The 26009-nt window shown below is 68.6% G+C and carries 25 protein-coding genes and 1 pseudogene; 16 read left to right on the plus strand and 10 right to left on the minus strand.

Annotated elements, in window-relative coordinates; all coding sequences use genetic code 11:
* Positions 1 to 167: 167 nt before the first annotated feature.
* Together M2437_RS21840 and M2437_RS21845 are read right to left on the minus strand one after the other, a co-directional pair.
* Positions 168 to 1055 (minus strand): transporter, encoded by an 888-nt coding sequence (locus tag M2437_RS21840; protein WP_056460940.1) that lies wholly within the window; start codon positions 1053 to 1055, stop codon positions 168 to 170.
* A gap of 241 nt (positions 1056 to 1296) precedes the next feature.
* The gene (locus M2437_RS21845) at positions 1297 to 2121 is read right to left on the minus strand and encodes a rhomboid family intramembrane serine protease (RefSeq protein ID WP_082291198.1); all 825 of its coding nucleotides are present in this window, start codon (positions 2119 to 2121) and stop codon (positions 1297 to 1299) included.
* A 240-nt stretch (positions 2122 to 2361) separates the two neighbouring features.
* Between M2437_RS21845 and M2437_RS21850 the strand changes: the two genes are divergently transcribed.
* From M2437_RS21850 to M2437_RS21875, 6 genes are all read left to right on the plus strand, one after another.
* Positions 2362 to 2982, plus strand: coding sequence for a PAS domain-containing protein (locus M2437_RS21850; protein WP_015950924.1), 621 nt, complete (start codon positions 2362 to 2364; stop codon positions 2980 to 2982).
* A gap of 207 nt (positions 2983 to 3189) precedes the next feature.
* A complete protein-coding gene (locus M2437_RS21855) occupies positions 3190 to 3813 on the plus strand; it encodes a PilZ domain-containing protein (RefSeq protein WP_003603905.1) in 624 nt (207 codons plus the stop codon).
* 455 nt (positions 3814 to 4268) lie between these two features.
* On the plus strand, positions 4269 to 4928 hold the full coding sequence (locus M2437_RS21860; RefSeq protein WP_253388683.1) for a transglutaminase-like cysteine peptidase: 660 nt from the start codon (positions 4269 to 4271) through the stop codon (positions 4926 to 4928).
* Between the two features lie 206 nt (positions 4929 to 5134).
* Positions 5135 to 5839 carry a transglutaminase-like cysteine peptidase gene (locus M2437_RS21865; RefSeq protein WP_056460949.1) on the plus strand — a complete coding sequence of 235 codons (705 nt, stop codon included), beginning with the start codon at positions 5135 to 5137 and terminating at the stop codon, positions 5837 to 5839.
* Between the two features lie 121 nt (positions 5840 to 5960).
* On the plus strand, positions 5961 to 7073 hold the full coding sequence (locus tag M2437_RS21870) for a two-component system sensor histidine kinase NtrB (RefSeq protein ID WP_253388684.1): 1113 nt from the start codon (positions 5961 to 5963) through the stop codon (positions 7071 to 7073).
* A 200-nt stretch (positions 7074 to 7273) separates the two neighbouring features.
* Positions 7274 to 8233 carry a Tim44 domain-containing protein gene (locus M2437_RS21875; protein ID WP_012253702.1) on the plus strand — a complete coding sequence of 320 codons (960 nt, stop codon included), beginning with the start codon at positions 7274 to 7276 and terminating at the stop codon, positions 8231 to 8233.
* A gap of 131 nt (positions 8234 to 8364) precedes the next feature.
* Here the strand turns inward: M2437_RS21875 and M2437_RS21880 are convergent, their stop codons facing one another.
* The 5 genes from M2437_RS21880 to M2437_RS21900 all read right to left on the minus strand — a co-directional run bounded on the left by M2437_RS21880 (position 8365) and on the right by M2437_RS21900 (position 12102).
* Positions 8365 to 8571, minus strand: a complete 207-nt coding sequence (locus M2437_RS21880) for a Trm112 family protein (protein WP_003604638.1) — start codon at positions 8569 to 8571, stop codon at positions 8365 to 8367.
* 57 nt (positions 8572 to 8628) lie between these two features.
* Positions 8629 to 9297 (minus strand): LON peptidase substrate-binding domain-containing protein, encoded by a 669-nt coding sequence (locus tag M2437_RS21885; protein WP_003604639.1) that lies wholly within the window; start codon positions 9295 to 9297, stop codon positions 8629 to 8631.
* An 85-nt stretch (positions 9298 to 9382) separates the two neighbouring features.
* Positions 9383 to 10291: a thioredoxin family protein gene (locus M2437_RS21890; protein WP_003604640.1), complete on the minus strand. Its 909-nt coding sequence runs from the start codon at positions 10289 to 10291 to the stop codon at positions 9383 to 9385.
* A gap of 234 nt (positions 10292 to 10525) precedes the next feature.
* Complete coding sequence (locus M2437_RS21895) at positions 10526 to 11041, minus strand: hypothetical protein (RefSeq protein ID WP_253388685.1); 516 nt, start codon at positions 11039 to 11041, stop codon at positions 10526 to 10528.
* 71 nt (positions 11042 to 11112) lie between these two features.
* On the minus strand, positions 11113 to 12102 hold the full coding sequence (locus tag M2437_RS21900; protein WP_253388686.1) for a glutathione S-transferase family protein: 990 nt from the start codon (positions 12100 to 12102) through the stop codon (positions 11113 to 11115).
* Positions 12103 to 12271: 169 nt separating this feature from the next.
* On the opposite strand from M2437_RS21900, the gene M2437_RS21905 reads away from it, so the two are divergent.
* Positions 12272 to 13390: an NADH:flavin oxidoreductase/NADH oxidase gene (locus M2437_RS21905; RefSeq protein WP_253388687.1), complete on the plus strand. Its 1119-nt coding sequence runs from the start codon at positions 12272 to 12274 to the stop codon at positions 13388 to 13390.
* Positions 13391 to 13555: 165 nt separating this feature from the next.
* On the opposite strand, the pseudogene M2437_RS21910 reads toward M2437_RS21905, so the two are convergent.
* A pseudogene (locus M2437_RS21910) lies at positions 13556 to 14334 on the minus strand (phosphodiester glycosidase family protein).
* A gap of 226 nt (positions 14335 to 14560) precedes the next feature.
* On the opposite strand from M2437_RS21910, the gene M2437_RS21915 reads away from it, so the two are divergent.
* Positions 14561 to 15100 (plus strand): hypothetical protein, encoded by a 540-nt coding sequence (locus M2437_RS21915; protein ID WP_253388689.1) that lies wholly within the window; start codon positions 14561 to 14563, stop codon positions 15098 to 15100.
* A 52-nt stretch (positions 15101 to 15152) separates the two neighbouring features.
* On the opposite strand, the gene M2437_RS21920 is transcribed toward M2437_RS21915, so the two are convergent.
* The gene (locus M2437_RS21920) at positions 15153 to 15560 is read right to left on the minus strand and encodes a DUF4174 domain-containing protein (RefSeq protein WP_253388690.1); all 408 of its coding nucleotides are present in this window, start codon (positions 15558 to 15560) and stop codon (positions 15153 to 15155) included.
* Between the two features lie 92 nt (positions 15561 to 15652).
* On the opposite strand from M2437_RS21920, the gene curA reads away from it, so the two are divergent.
* The 8 genes from curA (at position 15653) to M2437_RS21960 (ending at position 25461) form a co-directional block, all read left to right on the plus strand.
* Positions 15653 to 16669 carry an NADPH-dependent curcumin/dihydrocurcumin reductase gene (gene curA, locus M2437_RS21925; RefSeq protein WP_253388691.1) on the plus strand — a complete coding sequence of 339 codons (1017 nt, stop codon included), beginning with the start codon at positions 15653 to 15655 and terminating at the stop codon, positions 16667 to 16669.
* 234 nt (positions 16670 to 16903) lie between these two features.
* Positions 16904 to 17470, plus strand: a complete 567-nt coding sequence (gene ssb / locus M2437_RS21930) for a single-stranded DNA-binding protein (RefSeq protein ID WP_253388692.1) — start codon at positions 16904 to 16906, stop codon at positions 17468 to 17470.
* A gap of 631 nt (positions 17471 to 18101) precedes the next feature.
* A complete protein-coding gene (locus M2437_RS21935; RefSeq protein ID WP_253388693.1) occupies positions 18102 to 19343 on the plus strand; it encodes a tyrosine-type recombinase/integrase in 1242 nt (413 codons plus the stop codon).
* Entirely contained in the window at positions 19340 to 20938 is a 1599-nt protein-coding gene (locus M2437_RS21940) for a tyrosine-type recombinase/integrase (RefSeq protein ID WP_245517380.1), read from the plus strand. Before M2437_RS21935 ends, M2437_RS21940 begins: the two co-directional genes overlap by 4 nt.
* Positions 20935 to 22944 carry a hypothetical protein gene (locus M2437_RS21945; protein ID WP_245517381.1) on the plus strand — a complete coding sequence of 670 codons (2010 nt, stop codon included), beginning with the start codon at positions 20935 to 20937 and terminating at the stop codon, positions 22942 to 22944. Before M2437_RS21940 ends, M2437_RS21945 begins: the two co-directional genes overlap by 4 nt.
* Positions 22945 to 23370: 426 nt before the next feature.
* Positions 23371 to 24384, plus strand: coding sequence for a GSU2403 family nucleotidyltransferase fold protein (locus M2437_RS21950; RefSeq protein ID WP_135297149.1), 1014 nt, complete (start codon positions 23371 to 23373; stop codon positions 24382 to 24384).
* 46 nt (positions 24385 to 24430) lie between these two features.
* Positions 24431 to 25063, plus strand: coding sequence for a hypothetical protein (locus M2437_RS21955; protein ID WP_133091132.1), 633 nt, complete (start codon positions 24431 to 24433; stop codon positions 25061 to 25063).
* On the plus strand, positions 25060 to 25461 hold the full coding sequence (locus M2437_RS21960) for a VPA1267 family protein (protein WP_135297150.1): 402 nt from the start codon (positions 25060 to 25062) through the stop codon (positions 25459 to 25461). Before M2437_RS21955 ends, M2437_RS21960 begins: the two co-directional genes overlap by 4 nt.
* A 223-nt stretch (positions 25462 to 25684) precedes the next feature.
* On the opposite strand, the gene M2437_RS21965 is transcribed toward M2437_RS21960, so the two are convergent.
* Positions 25685 to 25960, minus strand: coding sequence for a hypothetical protein (locus M2437_RS21965; RefSeq protein ID WP_135297151.1), 276 nt, complete (start codon positions 25958 to 25960; stop codon positions 25685 to 25687).
* Positions 25961 to 26009 lie beyond the last annotated feature (49 nt).

Below are 26009 nucleotides of genomic sequence, written 5' to 3' on the forward strand. Positions count from 1 at the left end.
GGTGGAGCGCCTGCGATCCGGCCCCGATGCGCTGGGCGGATCGGCGAAGCGTTGCACGGCACCGACGCGTCGGCCGCGGACAGCGCGCAACGAAAAAGCCGACCCCGAGGGCGGAGTGCCATCGGAGCCGGCTTCGGGTCGTGCGTTCAACGCGCGAGAGGCGTCTCTCAGCGCCCGTCGGCCTGACGCCGGGTGATGAGGGTCCGGTTCGGCTCGGCCTCGGCCTTGTTCTGGAGGAACGGGACGATGATGCGCAGCCAGCCGCGGGTTTCCTTGCCGCCGTAATTGCGCTCGGCCACGTCGCGGGTGACGTAGCTCTGCACGTTCATGAAGCCGAAATTGTAGCCGACGAGGCCGCCGACCGCGATCTGTCCCTGCTGCCGGTAGCCGACGACGTTGGTCGCGAGATCGACCGAGCCGAAGGCCACGGGGCCGACCTGCCACTTGCCGAACTTCTTGGTCACGGTGAGGTCGAGGTTGAGATAGTCGGGATAGAGCACGCCGTTGGGCGAGCGCGGCTCCAGGATGTGGCCGTAGAGCAGGTTGCCCGTGATGGCCCAATCGTTGGCCGCGTAGGTGAGCGCGAAGCGGTGGCTCAGCGAGGGCGACTGGGTCAGGAAGCGGGTGTCCCAGGGAAGGTAGCCGCCGAGAAGGTAGCTGACGCCGACGCCGGCGCCGAGATCCCAGGCGAGCTGGCCCGCCAGCAGGGGCTGACCCCAGCCGCTGTTGTAGGGGTTGCCGCGCACGCTGGAGGCGGCGATGGGCGCGACGAAGACGAACTGCACCTGCCCGCCGAGCACAGTGAAGGGCGTCGCCCACAGCAGGGTCGGCAGGTTGATGTTGCTCTCGGAATCGAGCGGCGAGGTCTCGCGCACGCCGAAGCTCGAGAGGTTCACGGCGTAGAACCCCTTCGGGAACGGCGCACCGAACGGCACGCCGACGGTCTGGCCGGGCTGCGCGGCGGAGCCGGCATGGGCGGCGATGCCGCCGAGGCCCCACGCGGTGGCAGTGAGGGCGAGCCCGAGACGGGCGATGACGGCTGCTCGATGTTTCACCGGGGTCCACTCTCCATCAAGAACGAAGCGATCATTTGATAGTTTTGTTTTAATCCGCTTCCGTTCATTTTATCGACGGTCGAGTGGCCGCTTTTATTGCCGTCTCAATTCCAGAAACCTCCAGCGTTGCACCAAAGTCACAGCTCGTCTTGGCTGACCTTACAAGTGACTGACAAAACTTCGCTTTGTCTCCGACTCCTACTTTCACAGCGGAGACGGCACGGGCGTTCGCGAAACGCCCTTAATGCCGCGCGGGGCGCGCGCCGCGCTCCATCAGCGGCAAGAGGAAGAACCCTGCGGCGAAGCCGCCGAGATGCGCGTCCCAGGCGATCGGCCCTTCGCTGCCCCCGAGCGGCAGGGCCAGGACGCCGAACAGTAGGTTGGTGACGAACCAGACCCCGAGGAACAGCACCGCCGGGCGGTTGCGCAGCAATTCCGGAATCGTCTGCAGCGTCGGCCGCGGCGGCAATTGCCAGGGTGCCCCGGCGACGAAGGACGGCGGAGGCTGGAACACGAAGCGGGCCGCCGCCGCCATGAGGGCCGAGATGCCGGCCGAGGCGCCGACCAGCGGCATCAGGCTGTAGGGATCGACGAAAAGGTGGACCAGGGCACCGACCACGACGCCGGCGAGCGCCAGCAGGCCGTAGCGCAGGACCCCGTAGCGACGCGCGACCGGGGTGCCGAAGACGGCGAGCCACACCGCGTTGAAGATGAGGTGCACCCACGAGCCGTGCAGCAGGGCGTAGGTCGCGCCGGTCCACGGCATCGCCGACGGCTCGGCGACGAGGTAGCGGGCGAATTCCTGCCGCGCCGTGGCGATGTCGGGCCTGCCTGCCCCCTCCCCCGCCGCCCGGACGATCTCGGCCGCGGATGCGGGATCGAACGCGGCGGTCCAGCGGGCGGGAATGAAGGCGAGGTTGAGGAGCACCGACAGGTCGAGTTCATCCGGCAGCACGGTGCGGACGACGTGGATCACGGCCAGAACCGCGATCGAGACCGTGACGACTCTCGGCAGGTTGAAGACGGGAACGCGGCCCTGGTGCGGCAGGTCGGGAGAAGCATCCATGCCGCACCATGTCGGGGGGAGGTGCGGCGCCGCAAGGTCCAATCGGCACGGGGTCGGTCAATTGCCGCCGAATTCGTAAATTGCCCGTTAAGGTTAAGGATGGGTTGAGCGAGCGTGCCGGGATGCGACGGCATAGGGTGTGCGGACGAGGACCACGAACGGCGCACGGTGACGCGTTTCGTCCCGTGCCGACCGAAAACCGAGCCCGTTTCAAACCGGGCCGTACCGATGCGGAACATCATGAAGCATCCGACCAGCCGTCAGCTTCACACCTACTGGGACCGGCTGCGCGGAGAGCGGTCCGCGCCCGAGCGCGGTGAGATCGAGCCCGGCGAAATCCGCAATTTGCTCGCCGACAGCTTCATTCTGGAAACCGATCCAGCGCGGCGGTCGAGCGCGGTGCGCCTGGCCGGCACCCGCCTGTGCGCCCTGTTCGGGCGCGAATTGCGCGGCAGTTCCTTCGGCGATCTGTGGGGCGAGCGGCCGCCGGCCTTCTCCGACCCATGGCAACTCGTCGAAACCGTCACCGGCGATACGGTGGGCGTGGTGGCGGGGCTCACCGGCTTCACCGCGCGCGACGAGACCCTCGATCTCGAACTCCTGCTCCTGCCCCTGCGCCACCGCGGCAAGACCCAGGCCCGCATTCTTGGCGCCCTCAGCCCCCATTGCATCCCGACCTGGCTCGGCAGCCGCCCGATCCTGCGGCTCGAGGCGGTCTCCCTGCGGGTGCTGGAAACGGTCGCGCCGGAGCCTGCCGCGATGCGAACCTTCGTGGACGCCCTGCCCGAACCCGCCAACGATGCGCGCCCCGTCCGCTTCGGCCACCTGCTGGTTCACGAGGGTGGGCGCAGCAACGCCTGACTGTGCGCGGCGCGGGGCCTCGTCCCGGCGCTGGGCCGGCCTGCCCGGACGGCCGACGCGGCACGACCGCGCTCCATGTGGCCCGTCCGCGTCGCCCCATCCCGCTTTCGTGACCCGCTCACGATTCAAGTTCGGCGTGTCTGCAAGCCTTTTGTAACCGCAGCGCGGCTATTGATTCGGTTGTGACATCGAGACTGCCGAGCTGACATGACCGAGCTTTCCCGATCCGGGATGGCCCCCACCCTGTCCGACTACGCCGCCGAGCAGCGCCGGCACCAGCGGGTGCGCGCGACTCTGCTCGGTCGCTACATGCTGGCGGACCGGCGCGAATATCCGTGCCAGACGGTGGACATGTCCCCCGGCGGCGTCCGCCTGACCTGCGCCGTGATCGGCGCGCTCAACGAGCGCGTGGTGCTGTATCTCGAACAGATCGGCCGGCTCGAAGGGGTGATCGTCCGCCACCCGCCGCGGGGTTTTGCCATGCGGATCAATGCGACGCCGCGCAAGCGCGACAAAATCGCGTCCCAGCTCATGTGGCTCGCCAATCGCGAGAGCCTCGGCCTGCCGGAGGGCCGGACCAACGAGCGCCTCGTGCCGAACCAGCCCGGCGTGACCCTGCGCCTGGAGAGCGGCCGGTTCATCGCCGCCCGGATCATCGACATCTCGATGTCGGGCGTGGCGCTCGCGACCGCCTCGTCGCCGCCGATCGGCGCGCACATCCTGGTCGGCTCCACGCCCGGGCGGGTGGTGCGCTACTTCGAGGGCGGCATCGGCGCCCAGTTCATGCTGCCGATCTCGCCCGACCGTTTTCACGAGGGCATCACGCTCTGACGTGACGGGGGCGGCCCCATCGAAGCCCTTGCCGGACCGACACCCCATCGCGCAGGCCGGCTCCTGAACCGAGTTTTTCGCCGCGTGCGGTCCGAAGTCTGAGGATCACCGGCTCGGGCCGAGGCGCGGGGCTGTTCCTGATCTCCTAAGCCGGCCCCTCATCCGGGTCACCCCAAGACACATCCTGTCCGCAGCCGAGCGACGGGGCCTGCACCTCGTCGCGCAAGCGCGGAGCGCGCTGGTCGGTGCGCCCGCGGTCCCGTCGGGCGGCGGCATTCAGGGTTTCCCGACCCCTAACGCGATCCCCCGCATTTGCCGCGGATCCGTGAGCCGCAATTCGCCCTCGCGCAGGAGCGGATCGTTGCCGGGGCGAATCGATAAAATTGCGCGGATCGGCTTCAGCGCGGCGGAGGAGGTGCGGCGACATCCTGGCCTCGTTCGAAGGAAACGCCACGATGCGCACCACCGGGACGGGTCATTTCAAGTCGGGTCTCCAGATGGGGATGCTGGCGCTTCTGGCCCTCTGCGTCGGCTTCGTCGGCGGCGCCGAGGCGCAGACGGCCACCCAGATGGCCGCCCTGCCCGCGACGACCGTCGGCCTCACCCCCGGTGCCGCGGCCAAGCCGATCCTGGCCTGGACCGAGTTCTGCCAATCCTATCCGGCAGAATGCGCCTTCGACCGGGACGAGCCCGCCCGGATCGCCCTCACCCCCGCCATCTGGTCGAGCATCGTCTCGGTCAACCGTCGCGTGAACCGGACGATCGAGCCCATCACCGATCAGGATCATTGGGGCCGCCCCGACCGCTGGGACCTCGCCGAGGACGGCGCGGGCGATTGCGAGGACTTCCAGCTCCTCAAGCGCCGGATGCTCGCCGCGGCCGGCCTGCCGCGCCGGGCGATGCGGATGACGGTGGTGATCGACGAGAAGGGCGAGGGCCATGCCGTGCTCACCCTCATCACGGACCGCGGCGACTACATCCTCGACAACAAGACCAACGCCGTGATGCCCTGGCACGAGACCGGCTACGTCTTCATCAAGCGCGAGGGCCAGGACGCCCTGGCATGGGTTTCGCTCGGCGGGGCCAGCTCGCCGGTCACCACGGCCAACCGCTGATCGGCTTTCCGTTTCGCGGTTCGCTCCCGCACGTCTGACGCCGATCGGGTGGGCGGGTGTGACCGGATTACCAGCCTGATCGGGGTTGTCTCACCGTGACACGGATAAGCGGCATTCCGCCTTCATCCTTCCGTCACTTTCGTATTGAGCCGGGCGCCGGCCCGTGCAAGCTTTGCCGGGAAACAGGGGCTGCAGGACGGTCGGCCATGCGGTACGCGGTGCTTCGGAGCGTCGGCGACGGATCGGCGTTCCCCCGCGGGAACGTGAGGCGGCGCCTCCGCCGGGCGGCCCATCTCTCCCTCGTTGGCGCCACGCTGCTGCTCGGCGGCGCCGCAGCGCCGGCCCAGCCGAGCCAAGCCCGCACCGTCGCCAGCCTGCCCGAAGCGGGCACCGCCGCCGATGCCGGCGCGCCGGCCCGGCCCGTGGCCGCCTGGAACGATTTCTGCGCCCGATACCCGTCCGAATGTACGGTCGATCCCTCCGAGCCGGCGCTCGTCAGCCTGACGCCCGCTTTGTGGCACACGCTCACGACCGTGAACCGCCGGGTCAACGCCCGCATCAAGCCAATCACCGACATGGCCCATTGGGGTGTCGTCGATCGCTGGGATTTTCCCGATGACGGCTTCGGCGATTGCGAGGACATCCAGCTCCTCAAGCGCCGGATGCTGGTGGAGCGGCGCCTGCCGCGCCGGGCTTTGCGCATGACGGTGGTGATCGACGAGATCGGCGAGGGCCACGCGGTGCTGATGGTGCGCACCGACCGGGGCGACCTGATCCTCGACAACAAGACCAACGCGGTGCTGCCATGGCAGCGCACCGGCTACAGCTTCATCAAGCGCGAGGGACAGGACGGCCGGGCCTGGGTCGGCCTCGACAACGGCACCTCGCCCGTCACCACCGCCAACCGCTGATCCGGATCGACTTTCGAGCGTTGACGGCCATGCTCCTGCCGCGCTCCGGACCATCCATGAGACGTCCCATCGCCTGCCGGGCCTCGTCGCCTCCCGCCCACTCCCATATCGGCGGCGCCGCATGACGGTGTCCGCCGCCGCATCACCCTCCCCGGACGGGGGAGCAGAGACGGGCTTCCTCGCCCTGCTCCCCTTGCCCGCGCTCGTCCTGGCGAGATCGGAGACCGGGACGACGATCGCGGGCGTCAACCCCGCTTTGCTGGCGCTGACCGGCTTCGACGGGGCCGCCTTGGTCGGAAGCGGGATCGAGGTGCTCGCCTGCCACCACGGCAATCACACCGGCTGGACGCCCTTGCGCGAGGCCCTGGCCCGCGGCGAGGCACAGAGCGCCGAGCTGCTGTTCGGCCGCAACGGCGGCGCCTCGTTCTGGGGCGAGATCCACCTCACGGTTCTCCCCGGCGAGGGCTCCCCCCGCTTCCTCGGCCAGATCGTGGACGTGACGCGGCGGCGGGATGCCGAGGACGCCCTCGCCCTGTCGCGGCAGCGGGAGGCGCTCGGCCTCCTCACCAACAGCGTCGCGCACGAGTTCAACAACTTCCTGCAGATCCTGATCGGCTACATCGACGGGCTCAAGCGGCGCCTGGGCGACCGGCCCGAGCCCTTCATCCAGCGGGCCATCATTCGCTCCACCGAGGCATCCGAGCGCGCCGCCGTGCTCACCCGCCAGCTCCTCGCCCATTCCCGGCGGATCGCGCCCGACCTGCGCCCGGTCGATCTCGCCGAGGCGGTGCGGTTCGGTCTCGACCGGCTGCGCCCCACCCTGCCGGCCGGGATCCAGCTCGACCTGTCGATCCCGGACGATCTGCCGCCGGCCCTGTGCAACCCGATCCAGCTCGAACTGGCTCTGGGCCACATCCTCGCCAATGCCTGCGAGGCGATGTCCGGTCAGGGCCGCATCCGCGTGGCGCTGTTCGCCATCGAGCCGGGCGACCGCACGCTCCAGCGCCCGGAGGCCGGGGCCGTCGGTCTCACGGTCTCGGATACCGGGCACGGCCTGTCCCCGGAGATGCTGTCGCGGGCGCTCGCGCCCTTCGCCACCACCCGCGAATCCGGCCGCGGTGCGGGACTCGCCATCGTGCACGGGCTGATGAAGCGCCAGAACGGCACGATCTCCATCGAAAGCCGGCCCGGCGAGGGCGCGACCGTCCGGCTGGTTTTCCCGGCCGCCCGGTGACGCCCGACCCCGCAAGTGCCCGTCTCGAGGCGCCTCGACACTCCCCTTGCAACATGGGTACGGGCCGAAGCGTGGCGGTTCGTGAGACACTCTTAACTGTTCGAAACTCACCCCTGGATCGGGACTAAAAATCCCGCTCGGACGCCACCATCTTAGAGGGGCAATTGTTCCCCTTCACGCTCACCACGAGGTTTTGACCCATGGCATCCTCCCCCGCGCGCCGTCGGCGCGTCGTGACCCTCCTTGCGCTTGCGGCTTCGCTCGCCCTCGCGGCGCCCGCCGTCGATGCGCGGCCGGGCGGCGGTGGCGGCATGGGCTCGCGTGGCTCGAAGACCTTCAGCGCGCCGCCCTCCACCGCGACCTCGCCGGGCGCGATGGGACCGATCCAGCGCTCGCAGACGAGCCCGAGCCCCGGCTTCAACAATCCCGGCATGGCGGCGCAGAACCGGGGCTCACGCTTCGGCGGCGGCTTTCTCGGCGGCATGCTCGGCGCCGGCCTTCTCGGTGCCCTGCTGGGTGCCGGCTTCTCCGGCGGTCTAGGCGGCATCGGCTCGTTCATCGGCCTGATCTTCCAGATCGGCCTGATCGCCTTCCTCGTGATGATGGCGGTGCGCTTCTTCCGCCGCCGTCAGGAGGGCCAGCCCGCCATGGCCGGCAACGCGCCCCATGCCCGCTCCGGCCTGCCGCCGCAGGGCGGCATGAACCCCGGCGTGAATCCGATGGGTGGTGGTTTGGGCGGCGCCCGTCCGCAGCCCGTCCAGCCGGTCCAGGTCCAGCCGGACGACTTCCAGGCCTTCGAGCGCTCCCTTCAGGAGATCCAGAGCGCCTATGGCCGTGAGGACGTGGCCGCCCTGCGCCGTCTCGCGACCCCGGAAATGGTGAGCTACTTCGAGGAAGATCTGCGCGCCAACGCCGCTCGCGGCGTGGTCAACCGGATCTCGGACGTCAAGCTTCTCCAGGGCGACCTGTCCGAGGCGTGGCGTGAGGGCCCGGCGGAGTTCGCCACCGTCGCCATGCGCTTCTCGCTGCGTGACGAGGTGTTCGAGCGCGCCTCCAACCGCCATGTCGAGAACGGCCCGCAGGAGGCCAAGGAGTTCTGGACCTTCGTGCGCGAGCCCGGCGGCCCGTGGCTGCTCTCGGCGATTCAGCAGGGACGGTAACCGTCCCGATCGGTCCAACGAAAAGGGCGTCCGGCGAAAGCCGGGCGCCCTTTTTACATTGTTGAATCAAACCAGAGCCGCTGAACGCTTTACCCTCTCCCCGTGCGGGGAGAGGGGAAAACCGAGCTTCTCTACTCCGTCAGGGAACGCGCCTCTTCCGGCAGCATGATCGGGATGCCGTCGCGGATCGGGTAGGCCAGCTTGGCGGAGCGGCTGATCAGCTCCTCGCGGGCGGCGTCGTATTCCAGCGGCTCCTTGGTCAGCGGGCATACCAGGAGTTCGAGCAGGCGGGGATCGACCCGGGTCGCTTCGACGGTGGGGGTGGGCGTATCGGCCATGATGTTCGCTTCCGGTGGACGGACTTCCCGACCGCCAAAAGGTCGGAAGCCCTTGATTTACTGCAGCGTCGGCTCGGAGCCGCTGGCGCGCACCAGCTCCATTTCGGTGACGGCGACGAGCACCTCGGCCCGCGTCTTCAGGTCGGGCGCTTCCAGCATCGCCTGTTTCTCGCGCACGCCGAACGGGCTCATCATGCAGAGCGCGTTGACCAGGGCCTCGTTCGACGCCTCGTCGATGCCGGCCCAATCGACCTGAAGCTCGTTGGCATCGACGAAGTTGCGCAGGGTCTTCAGCACGCTCTCGCGATCGACCGCCTCCTCGCCCGCCCGCGCCTCGAAATCCTGGGCGAAGGCGTCGTAGGAGACTTGGCAGCGGCGATAGGCGGTGGTGACGGAGAGTTCGTTCTCGACCCGGAAGCGGCTGACGCCGGTGAGCGAGATCAGGTAGCGGCCGTCGCCGGTCTCGGCGAACTGGCTGATCCGCCCGGCACAGCCGACCCGATAGAGCCGGGGGCTGAGCAGCGAGCCGGCCCCGTCCGCATCCGGCTGGATCATGCCGATGATCCGCTCGGAGCGCAGCGCGTCATCCACCATGGCGAGATAGCGCGGCTCGAAGATGTTGAGCGGCATCTGTCCCCGCGGCAGGAGCAGCGCCCCCGGCAGCGGGAAGACCGGGATGACGGCGGGGCAATCCGCCGGCGACTTGCAGCTCGGCTGCGGGCTCATGCGCGGCTTTCCTGCTGTGGGACCGGATGGGGAGCCCCGCATCCGGCCGTTTCGGTCGCCCCGGCGTTCGCGCGGCGCGTGTGACTCACGAGAACAGCAGCGTCGAGAGCTGGCGGCGTCCCCGGATCGCGGCCGGGTCCATCAGGCCCCAGGCCTCGAAGAACTGGAGCAGTTGCTTGCGCGCCGCATCCTCGTTCCAGCTCCGGTCGGCGCGGGCGATGGCCACGAGCTGATCGACCGCCTCCTCGCGCTTGCCCGCCGCGTTGAGGCCCAGCGCGAGATCGAACCGGGCCTGGAAGTCGTTCGGGTCGGCCTCGATGCGCTTCTGCAGCGCGGCGAGGTCGCCCAGGGTCCCGGCCTGCTCGGCGAGTTCGAGGGCCGCGCGCACGCCCGCAAAGAGCGGGTCGTCGGCCTTGTCCGGCGGCGCCATGGCGAGAACCTGCTTGGCGCTCTCGGTCTCACCGAGTTCGAGCTGGGTCTTGGCGAGCCCGGCGATGGCCTTCAGGTTCTCCGGCTCCTCGCGCAGGACCGCGGCGTAGAGTTCGGAGGCGGCGGGGAGATCGCCCGCGGAGGCGACCGCGGCGGCCTCCTCCAGCACCTGATCGATCTCGGACGGGCCGGCGAGGCGATCGACGAAGGCGCGCACCTCGGATTCCGGCACGGCGCCCATGAAGGCATCCACCGGACGGCCGCGGTCGATCGCGATCACCGCGGGGATCGATTGCAGGCCGAGCTGCTGGCCGATTTGCTGCCAGACGCCGGGATGCTCGTCGATGTTGAGCTTGGCGAGCTTCACCCGGCCGCCCGACGCCCGCACGACCTTCTCGAGGACCGGCGTGAGCTGCTTGCACGGGCCGCACCACGGCGCCCAGAAATCGACGATCACCGGCTGGTTCATCGACTCGGCGATGACATCCTGCCGGAACCCCGCCGTGGTGGTGTCCTTGATAAGGCCGTCGACGGGGGCGCCGGCGGCGGCGTTGGCTTCGAGCATGGAGCCCTCGGAAATTCACAGAACGCACGTCGATGCGGGCAGCGCAGGTTCGTGCGGCGCATCGTTCCGTTACATGGGGCTTGGCGGCGCGGCTGACCAGACGTTTTCGCGTTCGCCGGAGCGCTCTTGCGCCGGACCGGGGCCGGCTCGGCGAAAGAGCGCGTGTCATCACGCCGACGACGCCGCGTATCCGGTCACCTCACGGCCGGCACGCGCGTCGGGCAAGACCGCGGTTCAGGGCTTCGGCGGATTAGCCGGGCCGTCCTTCACCCCATCCTTGCCCGGCTCGGCCCCGGCTTTGGTCTCGGTGATGAACACGCCCGCATAGGTCTTGCCCTGCGAGGTCGCCTCGCAGGCGATCATGGTCTTGCCGGGCTCGGGCTTCGAGAACTTGCAGGAACCGACCGCGGGCGCGGGGCTGCGGACGATGCCCTCCTTGTTCTTCATGCCCGGCACGACGAGGCTGATCGGCTGGAGCTGCTCGGTCTCCTCCGTCTGCTCGTGCTGCGTGCCCGCGCCGCTGAAGCTCAGGGATTGTCCGTCCCAGGCGGCGAAGTCGAAGGTCGTGCGCCCGCGCGAGACCGTGTTGACGAGCTGTTCCTTGCAGTTCTGCGTGATGTCGACGCCGCCGATCACCAGCCGCTCGCATCGGCCGGTGATCGTCACCTCGGCGCCCTGCTGGGCCGAGGCCGGGCCGGCGGCGATCAGGCCGAGAAGGGCGAGAAGCGGTGCGCGCGAGCGGATCGTCATGGCGTGGTGTTCCTCCTGATCGGCATTGGCTGCCGGTTGTCGCTGGGAATATTTCCTGCGGGGGTCCGGGTTCAACCGCCGAAGCGCAGGGCGCGATCGTTGGGCGCAGCGAAATCGAGTTCGGGGCCGAGCGGCACGATCCCGGTCGGGTTGATGCCGGGATGGCTGCCGTAATAGTGGCGCTTGATCTGATCGAGGTTCACCGTCTCCGCTACACCCGGCAGGGCGTAGAGATCGCGGAGATAGTTCGAGAGGTTTGGGTAGTCGGCGATCCGGCGCCGGTTGCACTTGAAGTGACCGACATAGACCGCATCGAACCGCACCAGCGTGGTGAACAGGCGGATATCGGCCTCGGTGAGGACCGATCCGCAGAGGTAGCGTTGCCGGCCGAGCCGTTCCTCGAGCGCGTCGAGCTCCGAGAACAGGGCGGTGAAGGCGTCCTCGTAGGCGTCCTGCTTGGTGGCGAAACCCGCCTTGTAGACGCCGTTGTTGACTCGGTCGTAGACGCGTTCGTTGACGGCATCGATCGCGCTGCGAAGGGCCTCCGGGTAGAGGTCCGGCCCGCCCGCGCCGAAGGCGCCGTTCAGCATGCGGATGATTTCGGCCGACTCGTTCGAGACGATGGTCTCGCGCTGCTTGTCCCACAGCACCGGCACGGTGACGCGGCCGGAATAGTCGGGCTTGGCCCGGACATAGATCTCGTAGAGCCGCTTGGCGCCGAACAGCGGATCGGCGGTCGAGCCCGGCACCCCGCCCTCCTCCTCGGCCCGGAAGACCCAGCCCTCCTCGCGCATGTACGGGGAGACCACCGAGACGGTGATGGCCTCCAGCCCTTTCAGACGGCGGACGATCAGCGTGCGGTGCGCCCAGGGGCAGGCGAGCGCGACGATGAGATGATAGCGTTCCGCCTCGCCGATGAACCCGCCCTCCCCCGTCGGGCCGGGGGTGCCGTCGGGCGTCACCCAATTTCGGAAGGCGGCGGCCGAACGCTCGAAGTGCCCGCCCGACTTGGCGGTGTCGTAGCCCTTGTCGTGCCACTCGCCCTCGACCAGCAATCCCATTCCGAACGGTCCTTCCGCGTCACGCAACGGGTGAGATGGAGGAGTCCACCGCCGGGGGAAGCCTGCAACAAGGATCTCAGGCGTCCCATGCGCGGTTCCGGGCTGGCGGCCGGGGGCAGCGTATCCCAGATAGGCCGCCAATCGCCGCCACCGCGACCGGAGCCTGCCGATGTCCGCCCTCCTGTTCGAGCCCCTGCGCCTGGACGACCTGGAACTCGAGAACCGCATCCTCATTGCGCCGATGTGCCAGTACTCGGCGCTGGCCGGCGCGGCGACCGACTGGCACCTGATGCATCTCGGCCAGCTCGCGCAGTCGGGCGCCGGGCTCCTGACTCTGGAGGCGACGGCGGTCTCGCCCGAGGCGCGGATCTCCCCCGGCGATCTCGGCCTCTACGACGACGCCACCGAGCGGGCCCTGGCCCGCGTGCTCGACGCGGTGCGCGGCTACGCGCCGATCCCGGTGGCGATCCAGATCAACCATGCCGGCCGCAAGGCGTCGAGCCGCGCGCCCTGGGAGGGCGGCGCGCAGATCGCCCCGGACGCCGTCGATGGCTGGCAGACCGAAGCCCCCTCGGCGGTCTCCCACGCGGAGGGCGAGGTGCCGCCGCACGCCCTCGACGCGGACGGGTTGAAGCGGGTGCGCGACGGCTTCGTCGCCACGGCCAAGCGCGCCATGCGCCTCGGCATCGACGCCGTCGAGCTGCACGGCGCCCACGGCTACCTGCTACACCAGTTCCTCTCGCCGCTCTCCAACCGCCGGGACGACCAGTACGGCGGCAGCCTGGAGAACCGGATGCGGTTTCCGCTGGAATGCTTCGAGGCGGTGCGCGAGGTCGTGCCCGCGGGCAAGCCGGTCTGGATGCGGGTCTCGGCGACCGATTGGGTCGAGGACGGCTGGACCCTCGACGAGACGGTGGAACTCGCCTGCGCCCTCAAGAGTCGGGGCGCGGCCGCCATCCACGTCTCCACCGGCGGCCTCTCGACGGCGCAGAAGATCCCGGTCGGGCCGGGCTATCAGGTGCCCTTCGCCGAGCGGATCAAGGCGGAGACCGGGCTCACCACCATCGCGGTCGGCCTCATCACCGAGCCGCGCCAAGCGGAAGGTATCCTCGCCGAGGGCAAGGCCGACGCGGTCTCGCTCGCCCGCGCGATGCTCTACGATCCCCGCTGGCCCTGGCACGCCGCGGCCGAACTCGGGGCGCAGGTGCGGGCACCGAAGCAGTACTGGCGCAGCCAGCCGCACCAGTACAAGGATCTGTTCAAGAGTTCGGCCTTCGGGCAGCGATAAGCGTCTCCGGCTCGTTTCCGACGCCCATCCTCGAACCTCATCCTGAGGTGCGCAGCGCAGCGAAGCCTCGAAGGATCCTCCAGATGCCGCGCGATCCCTGGAGGATCCTTCGAGGCCGCTTCGCGGCACCTCAGGATGAGGGCGTGAACTGGAAGGCGTTGGTGCCTACCGCCCCACCGCCCCCACCAGCGGCCCGAGCGGCCGGCTGAGGTCCGAGCGGCCGAGGCCGGGCGCGTAGAGGCTCGACACGCTGCCGTCGAGGAACAGGGCGTTGCGGCAGCCGAAGCTGTCCTTGAACAGGCGGGCGAAGGCGCCGAAGGTCACCGGGCGCTCCGAGATCGCGAACACCGCGACATGTCCGCCGTCGCGCGCACGCCGACGCCGTTGCGGATCTTCTGGCTCGGGCCGTCCGCCGAGATCTTCGGGTGGATCTTGCCGTCGATCACCAGCATCGGCCCCGATTGCGTGGCGAAATCCGGCGCCGGCTTGGCGCGCAGGTAGCGTCCGGTATCGAGCACGCCGGCCCGGTCGCCCTTCACGTAGAAGACGCCGTTCGGCTTGAGGTGGAAGTTGCCCGGCCCGTTGGCGGTGGAGGCGCCCTTCAGTTCGCGCCCGTCCTCGACATAGAGCCCGACCGGGGCCTGCCCCTTGTCGTACATGCCGGCATTCATCGCGAAGCTGAGGCGCGGGCCCTGCCGATCAGCGAGGCTCGACAGCGAGCCGTAGGGCAAGCCGTCGGTTCCGAGCCAGAACAGCCGCACGCGCTCGCGCCGCAGATCGACGGTGCAGACCGTGTAGGGCTGCCCCTCGAACTCGACCGCTTGGCAAGGTCCCTTGGCGGCGGGCGCCGGCTGCGCCTGGACGGGCACGGGTGCGAGCGGCCCGAGAACGAAGCCGGAGACCAGGGCAGAAGCGAGAGCGGGAACGGCAAGTCGGCGCATCACGGGCGGGCGGTTCCTGAAGGGGCGGCCCCTGCGGGGCAGGCATGGCCGTATCCGCCCTCCTCGCGCGAAAGCATGGCAGCATTCAAGCCGCCGGCACGACGGGCAGGGTCGTCCGCAGCAGCATCACAAGACGTTTGGGACCAGAGGTCGCAGGGACCGATTTTTCCCGTCACACGTTCAAAGCCAACAGGGGGAGCACTTTTCTCTCTCGGGTGGAGACGATCTGATGAAACGGGTTGTTCTGGCATCGGCGGTGATGGCAAGCGCGCTGATGATGATCCCGGCCACCGCTGATGCCCGTCCGGGCTTCGGTGGCGGTGGCTTCCGCGGCGGCGGGTTCGGTGGCGGCGGCTTCCGCGGTGGTGGGTTCGGCGGCGGTGGCTTCCGCGGCGGCTTCGCCGGCGGCGGTTTCCGCGATGGTGGGTTTGGCGGCCCGCGTTTCGGCGGCGGATTCGCCGGCCGGGGCGGGTTCTATCGCGGTGCCGGCTTCGGCGGCTGGCGCGGCGGATATGGCGGATGGCGGGGCGGCGGCTGGGGCTACCGGCGCGGCATCGGCCTGGGTGGCGTCGGTCTCGGGCTGGGTCTCGGCCTCGCCGCGGGCGGCCTCTACGGCGGCTATGGTGGTTACGGCGGCTGGGGCGGACCCTACGGCTACACGACGGTCGGCTACGACCCGTATTTCGCCGGTGGCGGCTGCTACACCGTCCCGCGCCTGGCTTGGACGCCCTACGGCTACCGCCGCGTTCTGGTCGAGCGCTGCTACTGATCGCATCGAGGATGAGGAAGGGGCCGCGCGCGGCCCCTTTTTCTTGCGCGGGTCAGCGCTGCTTCGCCTCGTCCTGCCGCATCGGCATGGCGTCGATGGTGGAAAACAGGCGCTGCGGCGGGATCGGCTCCTCCGAGGTCAGCTTGGCGCCGCCGTCCTTGCCGACGAGCACCGCCCGGAAAGCATTTTCCGGAAGGCCGAGATGCCGACGCAGGGCGGAGGCCTCCGCCCCCTTCCCCACCGCCTCGACCGTGACGAGATCGCGCGCGGACGCGCCCGTCCGCCCCGATGCCAGCGCCTGCCGCTGCGCCTTCAGCTGCACATCATCGCCATCCGGCGCGGCCAGCACCAGCACCCGCGATTTCCAGCGATAGCCCGAGAGCGGATCGCCCCCCGCCGCTCCGGCAGCGCCCCCCACCGCCAGCATCGCCGCCGTTACGGCCGCCGTCTTCCACGCCATCGCGAACCTCCACAGTTGTACCGCCATGCATTGCCGGAACCAGCGCGCGACCCATCTGCCCGGTTCCACCCGAACGAACCCCGGAGGGCTCCATGGCAGTCGTCAACCGTCGGATCGTGCTGGCCGCGCGCCCACACGGCGAGCCGAAGCCCGAACATTTTCGCCTGGAAGAGGGGCGCACGCCCACGCCGCAACAGGGCGAGGTGCTGCTTCGGACCCGTTGGCTCTCCCTCGACCCCTATATGCGCGGGCGGATGAGTGCCGCGAAATCTTACGCCAAGCCGGTCGAGATCGGCGAGACCATGGTCGGCCAGACGGTCAGCGAGGTGGTCGTCTCGGAGAATCCGGCCTTCGCCGAGGGCGATCTCGTGCTGGCCAATGCCGGCTGGCAGGAATTCGCCGTCTCGGACGGCAAGAATCTGCAGCGCATCGACCCGGCCGACGGGCCGCCGAGCCGGTTCCTCGGAATCCTCGGCATGCCCGGCATGACCGCCTATACCGGGCTTCTGGAGATCGGCCGGCCGCAGCCGAAGGAAACCGTGGTGGTGGCCGCCGCCGCGGGGCCGGTCGGCTCCCTCGTCGGCCAGATCGCCCGCATCAAGGGCGCGCGGGCCGTCGGCATCGCCGGGGGCGCGGAGAAATGCGCCTACCTGACCGAGACTCTTGGCTTCGACGCGGCGGTCGACCACCGCGCCGCCGACTTCCCCGACGCGCTGGCCCGCGCCTGCCCCGACGGGATCGACGTGTATTTCGAGAATGTCGGCGGGGCGGTGTTCGACGCGGTGCTGCCGCTTCTCAACGACTTCGCGCGGGTGCCGGTCTGCGGCCTCGTCGCGGGCTATAACCTGAGCGAACTCCCCGCCGGGCCCGACCGCTCGCCGGTGCTGATGCGCGCCATCCTCACCAAGCGGCTGACGCTGCGCGGCTTCATCGTCTCGGATTTTGCCGCGATGCACGGCGATTTCATCAGCGACGTCGGCGGCTGGCTGCGTGCCGGGCGGGTCAAGGCGCGCGAGGACGTGGTCGAGGGCCTGGAAAACGCACCGGCCGCCTTCGCCGGAATGCTGCGGGGCGCCAATTTCGGCAAGCTCGTCGTGAAGGTCGCCTGAGGCCGGCGTCCGCCTGCGCGGACAGTCTCGGTTCCCTGGGCTTCCGCGCCGGAAAGCCGCTTGTCGGGCAATGAGAACAGAGATAGAACATTCACACTGGCCACGGCACTCGGTGGTTAGCGTGCACAAAGGCCGCGGACGGCTTGCCGAGACGAGGCGGCACGCTCAAGAGTCGCGGCCATCGCGGGCGTGACCTACAATGCCCTGTGAGATCGGACCGGATGGAGAGATGAGATGGCGGGCAGCGTCAACAAGGTGATTCTGGTCGGCAATCTCGGGCGCGATCCCGAGACCCGGCGTCTGTCCTCGGGCGACCCCGTGGTGAACCTGCGCATCGCGACGTCGGAGTCCTGGAAGGACAAGGCGTCGGGCGAGCGCAAGGAAAAGACCGAGTGGCACTCGGTCGTGATCTACAACGACAACCTCGCCAAGGTGGCGGAGCAGTATCTGCGCAAGGGCTCGAAGGTCTACATCGAGGGCCAGCTTCAGACCCGCAAGTGGACCGACCAATCGGGCGCGGAGAAGTACACCACCGAAGTGGTGCTCCAGCGCTTCCGCGGCGAGATGACGATTCTCGATGGCCGTGGCGGCGGTGGCGGCGGCGACTTCGCGGGCGAGGACGAGGGCGGCGGCCAGATCAGCCGCGGCGGCGACCGGGGTGGTGATCGCGGCGGCGACCGCGGTGGGCGCGACGATTACGGCTCGAGCCGCTCCGGTGGCGGTGGTGGCGGCGGCGATCGCCGCCCCTCCTCGGGCGGCGCCAAGCCGAACTACGACCTCGACGACGACATCCCGTTCTGAACCCCAGTCAACATATCGGCGTCCACTACATCGGGATTCACCAACGAGGCCAGTGCGTTAGCGCTGGCCTCTTGCGTTTCGGCGTCCACTATTTTCAAAAACAAAACCCCAATCAACGCATCTCCGTCTACTAACGCCGTCAACTCATTGTTTCGGCATCGTATTTAGTGGACGAGCTCCTTTCGGGAGCGCGTCGGCGACGAGTTCAGGAGCTGCGATCCCGGATACGCCGGCGCAAACGTCCACTCCGACGGGATTCACTTTCCATTTCCGATACTTGAGTCCGGCTGACGGTCATCCCCATCCACTCTGCTGCCGCATTTGATGGCTTCCCGGCTTTCGGGGGCTACGCGACGGCAGAATCCCCGCAGCCTGTTCCGTGTCCACTATCGGACATAAGCCTCTGCTATCGAACGATTTTCATCGGATGTCCGCAGCTCGGGTGCCGTAAGTTCCCGATTTGTCTCGATTTCGGAACGCCCAGAACGCTTACGCGTCCACTGCATCGAAATTCTTCTGCCAAATCATAACCTTAGTTCAGTGCTTCTTCCGTTCCGGCGTCCACTGTGGCGATGGCTTGTTTCCGTCCGCTGCCGCGAGTCAGTCTTCTGCGGAACGACGGATCGCTCCGATGCCCACGCCCTATTCCGAACCTCGGCCCTGGCGCCTGAAGACCCACGAGATGCTGCCCGGCGAGAGGATCGTCACGGTCGTCGACCGGGTCGGCATGCCGGTCTGGTGGGCGAACCTGTTCCACGCCTACGAGGTGCGGGACGCAGGCAGAGCGTACGCGACCCAGAAGCGGACGATGTCGGCCATCGTCATCGCCTTCAACTGGGCGGCGGAGAAGGGCATCGACATAGAGGAGCGCATCGCGACCTTCGAGTTCTTCTCCTACGCCGAGACCAAGAACCTTCAGGCCCGACTCAGGTACGACGCCTCCGGCGAGGCGACCGGCCACCGCCGCCCGGTCGGCAACGGCTACTGGGACGCCCGCTGCCGCGCCGTACGCGACTACGTCCGATGGCGCGCTGGCGAAGCCATGCAGCGGCTCGCGAGGCCGGACGCGTCCGACGCGTCGGCGCACCTCTACGCGATGGCGGGCGATGGGCTCGATCGCTTCTGCGAGACCCTGCTCTCGGGCATCGGACGGGACATCGAGCAGGACGTGATGGGGCTCGACGAGGAACAGCGCGCCGCGCTGCTGCAGGCGATCACGCCCGGGAGCGAGACCAACCCGTTCGAGGAGCGCCACCAGTACAGGAACTTCGCGCTGATCCTGACCCTCTACGAGATCGGAGCGCGCAACGGCGAGATCCTCGGCCTCAAGGGACGGGACCTCCACGCCCTCGGCCCAGCGCCTGCGGTGGAGATCCATCGCCGCCACAACGATCCGGACGATACGCGCAGCCGCCCGCCCGCGTCCAAGACGAAGGCGCGGCGCCTCCCGATTTCCGGACCGCTCGCGCACGTCCTCTCGACTTGGATGACCGGACACCGGAACAAGCCAGGGCTCTATCCCGGCGCGAAGCGGAACCCCTACGTGTTCGTGTCGGAACTTGGCAGACCCATCGCGGCCAACACGGTCGAGTCCATCTTCATCGCCCTGCGACAGGGCGAAGGGATCCCCGACTGGCTGACGGCGCACAAGCTGCGCCACACCTTCAACGACCGCCTCTCCGAGATGATGGACGGTCTACCGGAGGACCTGCTGCGCCCGGCGGTCGAGACGCGGATGCGCAACTTCCTCAACGGTTGGAGCCCGACCTCCGATCAGGGCGAGCACTACAGGAAGCGCTTCGTCCAGACGAAGGCGCACGAGTTCCTGCTCAAGCTCCAGAACCTCAGCGCCCAGGGAGCAGCCCGGTCATGAACGCCCCCCTGAAGGGTCCGCCGAAGCGGCATATCCCCATCGTGGTGCCCGCGCCGCGGGAGACGCATCCCGGCGACTACTATGGAAAGGAGGTTTTCCTGGACCGACCGATCTGGCAGCTGAACGACTTCGCCCATCCCGAACTCAGGCTGGACTGGGCGTCCCTGGAGTTCTCCCATCGCGGGATGGTCGAGGCCACTGCGGACTTCATCGTCGATCTTCTCTCGACCTCGGCCAGCAACGTGGCGAACCACTTCAACGCCATCGCCCGCCTCAAGACGCTGCGGGCGTTTAGGCTGTGGTCGCACCCTGTGATCTCTTTGAACAGGGCCGACCTCAACCAGTCGTTCTTCTACGAGGCCCGTGACGTCGCGAAGTTCACCCGCGGCGAGCTCAGCCATCTGCAGCGATGGTACCGCTTCTGCGCCAAGCGGGAGGGCTCGGGCGTCAACCGGACGAGCGCAAGCATCGTCGATGCGATCTCGATCGGCGGCGGTCCGAAGGCCGTCGCCGTGTTGACCCGGGATCCCAAGGGCGGCCCGCTCGACGATGCCGAGACCACGGCCTTGCTCCAGGCGCTGGCGGCCGCCCGCGAGGCGGGCGCCGTGCCGATCCAGGGGCTCGTCGCGGTCTGGCTCTGCATCGTACTCGGGCCGAACCCGCGCATGCTCTCGATGATGCGCGAGGAGGACTTCCGCCGGGTCGACGGCAGGCATCCCGAGCTGTCCGTCCCGAGGATCAAGGGCAAGGATGCTTTCGGCCGTACCCAGTTCAAGACCCGCAAGCTCGACGAGCCCTCGGCCACGCTGGTCGAGGAGCTGATCGCGGCGAACGCCGCCGCGCGGAAGGCGCATCCGTGGGACGACGATCGATACGGCAAGGCCCTCTTCCCGCGGACGAAGCCGGATGCGAGGCTCGTCGGCCGTCCGCAGCACGCCTACGCGATGCACCGGTCGTCGGCCCTGATCAGCCGTCTCGTCATGAGGACGGTGGTCGCCCTGGGCGTCCGGTCGCCTCGGACCGGAGAGACGCTGAAGGCGGGCCCCCGCCGCTTCCGCTACACCTTCGCGACCCGCCTGCTGCGCGAGGGGGCCTCGGCCGAGGTCGTCAAGGATCTGCTCGACCACAAGGACCTGCAGACCATCCGTGCGTACCTGAATCTCCGCGGCGAGCTCGTCGAGAAGCTCGACGCGGCCATGGCGATGGAACTCGCGCCGATGGCCCAGGCCTTCCTGGGCATGCTCGTCGGATCCGAGGCCGAGGCCGTCCGCGGCGACACCCGGGCGAGCCGCATCTTCGGGGCCGGGCCGTCCAAGGAGGAGGGGCTCGGCACCTGCGGGAGCCTCTCCTTCTGCGGCCTCGCCGCGCCTGTCGCCTGCTACACCTGCATCCGCTTCCAGCCCTGGGTCGAAGGTCCGCACACCCAGGTCCTCGACGGACTCCTGCGCCAGCGCGAGGAGCGCCGCGAGCGCGGCCTCGACGGCCGCCTCGTCACCATGACCGACAACACGATCCTCGCGGTCGCCGACGTCGTCCGCCTCTGCGAGGACGCGAAGCGTGCGCGCGACGCCGCAGATCCGGAGGCCGCCCGATGATCCGCACCGTCCGCCGCCATCGCGTCTCCCGCGTCCGCAGCGCCGTCATGGCGACGCTCGGACAGACCCCCAGGCAGAACTACGAGCGCTTCGTCGAGGCCGGACGCCTGTCCGACGCGTTCGGGGACATCGTTTTCGACGACACGATCTGGAAGGTCCCGACCCGCACGAACCTGCCCGGCGGCTCCGCCGTCGGCGAGCTCGCCTTTACGGTGCACTCGACCTCCATCGATCCGGGCGGTCGTGCGCTGGACAAGCGGTTCGGCGACTTCCTCAAGACCGTGGTCCGCCTCGATCACGCGAAGAAGCCCTCGCAGATCAACAAGCACCGCCGCACGATCGCCGTCGCCCGCATGCTCCACGAGGCCTCGTCGGACGTCGGCCACGATCCATGCCTCTTCTCGACCTCCACCTTCAAGCGCGCCCTGGACATCTCCAGGACGCGGCGGACCGAGGCCGGCGCGCCCTACGAGGTCGGCGTGAACCTCCAGAAGTTCGGGAAGATCATGACCGATGCCGGCATCACGCCGCACAGGATCGACTTCAGGAACACGGCGCCTCGCCCGCAGGACGTCCGTTCCGACGACGGTGAGGACAGGCGGATGCCCGCAGAGGGCGCCCTGGCGGCGCTGGCGAAGGCCTCGCAGCTCGTGACGACGCCCAAGGACGTCCTTCGCATGCGGATCGTCGAACTTCTCCCCTGCGCGCCCTGGCGGATCAACGACATCCTCCGGCTGCCCGTCGACTGCGAGGTGTTCGAGCCGGCCACTCGGAACGGCCGCCCCGTCCTCGACGCCGACGGCAACCAAGTCGTGCGCTACGGCATCGGCTACCGCGGTTCCAAGGGCTTCGTCGCCGACATCAAGTGGATCCCGACGGCGATGGTCGATGTCGCCCGCCGGGCGATCAAGCAGATCCGGGAGCTGACCGCCGACGCGCGCACGGTCGCAAAATGGATGGAAGCCAATCCCGGCCGCGCCTGGCTCGCCGAGCCCTATCGCCTCTCTCCGGACCGCGTCCTGAACCGCGAGGAGCTGCGCGAGGCCCTCGGCCTGCCAGCCGTCAAGCTGGTCGCGCCGCTCGCGCGCCGCTTCGGCATCCCGCGCTCGCCCTGCTCGACGGAGCGGAAGTGGCGGTACAGGGTGGGCGACGTCGAGGCGGCGCTCCTCAGGCAGCACCAGCCGATCCAGGGCGACGCCCCCATGGAGCGCTCAGAGTACCTGCTCCTGGTGCAGCGCAACTGCTTCAGCTCCGCCAGGGAGACGATCGCCTCGATCGTCGAGGTCGTCGATTACGGCCACGTCACGGACTTCCTGCAGAGCCGGCCCGGCGTCCAGTCGGTGTTCGAACGCTTCGACCTCCGGGATGCTGACGGCCGACACTACGTCCTGAAGACCCATCAGGTTCGACACTTCGTCAACACGGTCGCCGCGGAGGGTGGCCTCGGGGAAATCGAGCGTGCGAAGTGGTCCGGGCGCACCGACATCCAGACGAACGCGGCCTACGACCACGAACCGGGCTACAAGCTTGCCGAGAAGGCGAGGGCGTTGCTCGCGCAAGGAAAGATGCAGGGTCCGGTCGCCGACACCTACGCAGGACTGCCACCGGTCGAGCGCTCGGCCTTCTCCCTGGTGCATCTGGCCACGATCCACACCACCGAGATCGGGCTGTGCGTGCACGACTGGGCGACCGCGCCTTGCCCGCACCACGGCGCCTGCGCGGATTGCCGGGACTGCGCGATCATCAAGGGCGATCCAGTCCACCGTGAGCGGATCGAGGTACTGCTCGAGGACGAGGTAACTCTGATCGCGCGCGCCACGGCCGAGATGGACGACGGGACGTACGGCGCCAGCAACTACGTCGAGCACCATCGCCGGATGGCCGCCGGCTACCGGCGGATGCTCGCCACGCACGACGACGCGTCGATCGAGGACGGCACTCTGGTACAGATTGATCCCGAGCCCGCGCGTCGGGGCCTGCTGGAGGAGGCCGAACTCCTCTCGTAGGCGTCGCAGAGCGAAGCCGTTCGACCTGTCGCTTCGGCCCTCACGCCCGGCGGCTACCGGACCCTGAGCGGGAGTATATCCACCTCCCCGTCTCCCAGGCGTCCTGGCGCTTTGCAGCCGACATCGAGCGTCCCGGGCGCTTTGCTGTCTTGCACGCCGGGTTGCTCTAAGCTCGTTGCGACGCCGGCAATGTTGCCCGGAGAAGCTCCTCGATGTCGGAGAAGACCGGAGGCACCGCTCTCTCGGCGGAACGCCGGAAATCGCGACGCTCTCCGATCCTGGAACTGGAACTGCCAGCCCTGCTGGATGAGGAGCCGCGGCGTCGCCCCCTTGTCCGTCCGACATGCAGGCCGGTAGGCCGACGGCGCCACTTGCGAATCGCTTTTACCATAAATAATCTGGCAGCAGATTTTATATGGTACACCCATGCAGGAACTTGAGGAGTTCGGCCTCGACGAGGGTGAAGCGCTCGGCAGGCTCGAGACGCTCTGGTCCGCCTACGAAAAGATCTCTGCCGAAGCCGCCCGCTACGATGGGAGCCTCGGCTGGAAGACCAACGCCGGCCTGGACTACCTCGTCCACACGGTGAACCTCCGCTACGAGGGCAACCGGCAGCGCACGCGCTCGCTCGGGCCGCGCTCCGAAGAGACGGAACGTCGGATGGCGGAGTTCCGCGAGGGTCGTGATCGGTCCCGCGAGCGGCTCGCTCGAGTTCAAGAGCGCCTGGAGATCCACGGGCGCGTGCTCAAGGTGCTGCGGCTCGGACGCCTGTCCAGCCTGACTGCGCGGTTCCTCCGCGAGCTCCACGCCGAAGGCTTCGGCGCCGGCCACTTCCGCATCGGCGGCGCAGCAGCCCTGGCCGCCTACGGGGTCCGCGCGCGCATTCGGATGCCCACGGTCGGCTCCGAGGACGAACCCGATTTCGACCTGCTGCCGACGGAGCTGTTCGTCCGTGACCAGCGGCTGTTCGATGCGGTCGCCTCCCGCAAGATCTTCGGACCCGTGGAGCCGGACGGCGACCGCCTCGTACTCGGACGTGGCATCGTGCTGCGGATGTTGTCCGAGGACGTTCTCGATGGCTGGGTTCGGCACATGAGCCACGTCGGCGTCGGAGAGGACGAGATCAATGCCCTTCGATGGGCCGTCGAGGTCCCGGAAGCCGTCCCGCTGCTGGCGGTGGGTCGGGACGGCTCGCCGGCTCCCGTAGCGGCACTCGATCCCAGGGCTTTCGCCGTCCTCGCCGCCGTCGAGGCGCGCCATGTCGCCGACGACCCTACGGCGGCTCGGCTCGCGGAGCAGGCGGCCGCGGTCGCCGGCGTCGCTGCCGGCATCGTCTCCGAACCGTTCGAGCGCGGACACCTCGCACTCTTCCCCGAGATCGCCGACGCGGTCGGCGAAGGAGGCCTCCATGCCCACGACGCGATCGTGATGCGCCCTTAGCCGCTCCGCGGCTCCCTTCCATCGTCAACTCGGAAGGAGCGACGTCATGCAGACGCAGGCGCCGAAGGAACAAGTGCGTCCGTGTGCACCGTTCCTAAAGAAGGAATCGCCGAGGTTGATCCCGTACGCCGGGAGCCCTCGCAACATGCGCCGGAAAGCGGGTCTTCCCTCGGCCCCGAAGAAGCAGCCGCCTCGCCAGCGCCGTCAGCTGACGGCCGAACTCCGCCAGTGGTTCGCGGCAGAGATCGCCGTCTGGCCCGACGACCCGAAGCTCCCGTTGAGCTGGGAGAACGTCGTGGCGAAGGGGTACGCCACCTATTATTGGACTTGGAGCCGGAGTGGCCTCGCACGCATTCCCGAGATCGCGGCCGCCTTCGCCAAGCGCACGGCGGAGTTGAGCGCCGGACGGAACCGAATGCCCAGGTATCCGGAACGAGCCGACGAGAAGCGCACCCGCGCGAGGCTGCTTGCAACCATCGCTGACCTGCAGGCCGAGAACGAGAAGCTCACGCGACGCCTGCGGGTCTGGCAGAAGAGCGCCCATTCCCGGAACATCACGGTCGAGATGCTCGACGAGGCCTGGGACGAGATAGACAGGGGGCAGACGGATCTCGAGTTGCGTGCGAAGAAGGGACTCCCGATGCCCCAGCACGTGCCGCGTCAGCCGACGAAGAAATGAGCGGAGCATCCGGACGCGAGATCGGGGAGCGGCACGTCGCGGCCCTCCGCGCCTGGCTCGATGGCCTCGAAGCTGCCGGAGAGCCACTCCCGACCCGAAATGGTCGGATCAACCTCTCGGCCATCGCGATCGCCTGCGGGTTCGATCGGCAGACCCTCTACAAGAACCCCGCCGCCAGGGCGCTCCTCGAAGAGGCCGTCGGCCGCCTTGGAACCGGCGAGCCGGCCGCCGAGGAAGCCGAGGCAAAGCCACAGACCGACAGGCGGGACCGCCGCATCCTGCAACTTGAGCAGCAAAACGCCGCCCTCAGAGCCGAGGTGCGCGGTCTGCGGGAGCAGCTCGCCCGCTACCGTCACGTCGAAGACGTTATGATCTCCGGGCGCGGCGTGCGCAGCTAAATTCCGTCCCTTGGTGGGATCGAAAAGAGACCGTCCCTCGGAGCCGACCTGGGTTCCGGAGACCACCGCGCGCAGTGGAGGTGAAGGGGTCGCGAAGCGACGCTTGCGCTTGCCCCTTCGCCGGAACGAGCACGGTGGTCCCCTGGCATGGCCGCAGCAATCACCGGCACTATCGTCATGGCGGCGCAAGCGCGAGAAAGCGCCGCGGCCCTTCGGACTGCAACTACGCCCTCGGTGCCATCTGTTTGACGAACTCCGGTGGCTCAGGACGATGTGCGAGAGCCTTCAAGATCGCAGGATTGGTGCAGACACGCTGGTAAGCTTCTTCTGCAAGTCCCTGAAGCGTCTCCCGGCGCTCTTTGTCCGCAATATCAAGCCCTAGATCAATGGCGTGCTCTGCCGACGTTTCTGCGTCAATACGGAAGTACTGATTAGAGTACTCATGTTTCATCATGAAATCCACTAGCTGCTGCTGCACGCCGAAGACTGTGGAAACCAACCGCTCGTTGGCGCTCCACTCCGCAGGGCCGAAACGTCCTCCAAGCGAT

The sequence above is a fragment of the Methylorubrum pseudosasae genome (genome assembly GCF_029504475.1).
Classification (GTDB): Bacteria; Pseudomonadota; Alphaproteobacteria; order Rhizobiales; family Beijerinckiaceae; genus Methylobacterium; species Methylobacterium extorquens.